Source organism: Streptomyces sp. NPDC051172 (assembly GCF_040682555.1).
Classification (GTDB): Bacteria; Actinomycetota; Actinomycetes; order Streptomycetales; family Streptomycetaceae; genus Streptomyces.
The window spans coordinates 1-3,128 of record NZ_JBFBBE010000264.1 but is presented as its reverse complement, the minus strand read 5'-3'; the positions used below and the strand labels follow the sequence as shown (position 1 = coordinate 3,128).

Annotated in this window: 2 protein-coding genes; one reads left to right on the top strand and one right to left on the bottom strand. The window is 71.3% G+C overall.

All coding sequences use genetic code 11. From position 1 onward, the window contains the following. Window positions 1-75 precede the first annotated feature (75 nt). Window positions 76-540, bottom strand: a complete 465-nt coding sequence (locus AB0N07_RS50100) for a hypothetical protein (RefSeq protein WP_365847558.1) — start codon at window positions 538-540, stop codon at window positions 76-78. 358 nt (window positions 541-898) lie between these two features. Between AB0N07_RS50100 and AB0N07_RS50095 the strand changes: the two genes are divergently transcribed. Continuing rightward, window positions 899-3,061 carry a helicase-associated domain-containing protein gene (locus AB0N07_RS50095; RefSeq protein WP_365847556.1) on the top strand — a complete coding sequence of 721 codons (2,163 nt, stop codon included), beginning with the start codon at window positions 899-901 and terminating at the stop codon, window positions 3,059-3,061. Window positions 3,062-3,128 lie beyond the last annotated feature (67 nt).

The following is a 3,128-nucleotide window of genomic DNA, read 5'->3' as shown; positions in this document are numbered from 1 at the left end:
CTACCAGCGGTCCCGTTCGTCATTCACCGCAGGGCCAGCACGCCCACCCGCGCCTGGACAGCGCCCCAGCCAGCCTTAACTTCCCGGCCTTGGGGCAAGAAGCTGTTCCACCGATTCGATGGCCACCTCGGTGGGCGTATGAGCCAGTTCAATGCGCAGCGCGAGTCCGTTGCCAGTGGACTGGGCGAGCTCGTCGGCGAGCAGCTGCTGGCCTAGCGGGCGCAAGGGGCTGGTGACGGGCGCGGCAGTGGTGAACAGCCCAAAGGCGCCCCACAGCGCATTGGCCACCATGGCGGGATCTTCTTCCACGTGCTGAGTGTCGATCCAACAGCGGTGCGAAGTCCCCGCCACCTGCAGCCGGTTGCCGGCCCGGCTGAGATGCTTGAGGCGGTCCCGCGTCGAAGGCGGCACGCCCGTGGGGGTGCGCAGCACGGGCACCGTCCACAGCACCGCGATCTGCTCGCTGACCCCTGCTGCCACGTCCTGGAAGCCGCGCACGTCCCCCCGTTTGACGGGTAACGCCGCCACAAACCGAATCATCCCGTGTGCCCCCTCTTCCTACCCGTGATCGCAGAGTGACACGAGACAACGATGTAGGAAGGGCCGCCTCACGCCACCAACACGGCCTTACTGGCACGACTACTCGGCCGTACGCCGTGCACGAGCCGAATGGTCGACCCCCTCGATGCCGGGCGTGCTACACAGCTGATCACCTGGCCGCACCGACGTGCCGGCACGCGTTCGTCGACTCCATAACCGGTCCCCCTGCCCTCGAATCTCTGACGACGGCGCCTGAGGCTCCCGCCGGATGCGCCATGCTTGGAGGCCCTACGACCTACCACGTGTTGCCTGGCCCGGCGGAAAGCGTGGCCTTCCCCTCAACGAGGTGCACTGATCAGTGAAGTCCGGCAAGTCGACCCTCGCAGCATGGCTCCACCGCCTCGACGCTGAACGCTTGGAGCAGGTACTCGCGGCACGGCCGGACGCAGTGTCCCCGCCGGAGCCGCGCTCGGTGAGCGAGCTGGCCGAACGCCTGCAACGCCCGGGCTCGGTCGCGCTCGCGCTGCCTCGGCTCCCGCTGCCCGCCCTGCAGGCAGCCGAGGCGCTGGCCGCGCTGAGTGCGCCGGCCTCGCCGGAGGTCCTGGCGGACCTGCTGGACGCGACGCAGGACGAGACTGCACGCGGCCTGGAAGCGGCGCTCCAGACGCTGTCCACGAAGGCGCTGGTCTGGCCGGACGGCGAGGGAACACTGCGGATGGCCGCGCCCCTGCGGCAGGCGTGGGACACGCCGCTCGGACTGGACCAGCCGCTGGCGACGCTGTTGAAGGACACGACCTCCGAGGAGTTGCGCCGCATGCTCACGGCTCTGGGCTTGCGGCCTCCCGGCACCAAACCGCAGCGTCTCGCGGCGCTCGTGGAACACCACAGCGACCCGGCACGTGTCGCCGCGGTGGTCGCACAGGCGCCGGCCGACGCCCGGAAACTGCTGAAACGCAGGGCGGATCCCGCGTACCGACCACAGGCATTCGTCCTCTTCGCGGGCCAGTCCTCCCCTGAACCGGGTGCGCGCTGGGCACTGGAGCGGGGACTGCTGGTCCAGGGTCGATACAGCTACGGCCCCCTGGGGATGCCCGCCGAGGTGGCGTTCGCGCTGCGCGGGCCAGGCTGGCATGCTCCGTTCGACCCCACGCCGCCTGTCACACTCCATGTACCCGTGGCCCCGTCGGAGGTCGACAGTGAGGCGACCGCCGCGGCCACGGCGTTCGCCGCCCACGCCGCCTCGGTCCTGTCGGTGTGTGCGACGGCTCCGCCCGCCCGGCTGAAGTCCGGCGGCGTCGGGACCCGCGAACTGGCCAGGATCGGCAAGGCGGCACGCTGCGAGGAGACCGTCGTACGCCTCACCCTTGAGACGGCGTACAAGGCGGGTCTCATGGCCCGTGACGGTGACCGGGTCGCGACGACGGACGCCTACGACACGTGGGCCGAGTCGGAGCCCGCACAGCGGCTTCCGGCACTGCTGCGCGCTTGGTGGGCACTTGAATTCACCCCCTCGCAGGCTCGGGACGACGACAACAAGGCGCTGCCTGCCTTGGCCGGAACTCCGTCCTGCACCGGCTGTCTTCAGGCCCGGAAGGGGCTGCTTAGCGCCGCTTCCCGGCTCCCGGCCGGGCAGGGCGTGAAGAACGCGGCCGAACTGGGGGCTCTCACCCACTGGTCACGGCCACTGGCCGAGGTGCTGCCACAGGACGCGACGCCGTTCGCCACCGTGATCCGCGAGGCGGAACTGTTCGGTGTCCTCGCCCGCGGCGCTCTGTCCCCGCTCGGCGCCGCTCTGCTGGCCGACAGCGCCGAGGAACTGGCCGGCGCCTGCCGCCGCCTGCTGCCCGTCGCCACCGCGACGGCCCGCTTTGGCGGCGACCTGACCGCCGTCGTCACCGGCACACCCGCCGCGCGGCTGGTCACGCTGCTGGACTCGGTCGCCGAGCGGGAGACCAGCGGCACGGCCTCGGTGTGGCGGTTCAGCCCGGCCAGCGTCCGCCGCGCCCTGGACGCCGGCTATAGCCCGGACTCCATCGAGGCCGACTTGGCTGCCGTCGCCGTGGGCCCACTGCCCCAGCCTCTGTCCTACCTGATCACGGACACGGCACGCAGCCACGGCCGGATCCGCGTCGCGTCGGCCGCCTGCGTCATCCACGGAGAAGAACCCGCCCTCCTCACTGAGATCGCCGCCCACCGCAAGCTCTCCAGACTGGGCCTGCGGCGCCTCGCCCCGACCGTCCTTGTCAGCCGCACCCCGTTGGAGAAGACCCTCGCTGCGCTGCGGAGCGCGGGATACGCGCCCGTCGCGGAGTCAGCTGACGGAACCGTGCGCGTCGAACGGCCTCGCAACCACCGGGCGACCGCGCCGGTGCCGCCCCCGCGCAGAGCGGTCGGTGGGCCCGGTGTCCGGTCCCGTACGACCGCCGTCCCAAAGCAAGCCGAGCTGACCGCGCTGGCTGCCCGGCTCGCGGACGCCCCGCTCGCCCATCCCGCCCCCCAACGTCGCTTCCTTGCCGGGTGATCCTTTAGGATCCGGGGCTTGTGGCTCGTGATCATGTGGTGGGGGATGGCTTCCCGGAGCGGATACG

Excerpts from the sequence above, each read along its gene's own strand:
- AB0N07_RS50100 (WP_365847558.1), bottom strand. The coding sequence starts at position 540 with ATGATTCGGTTTGTGGCGGCGTTACCCGTCAAACGGGGGGACGTGCGC.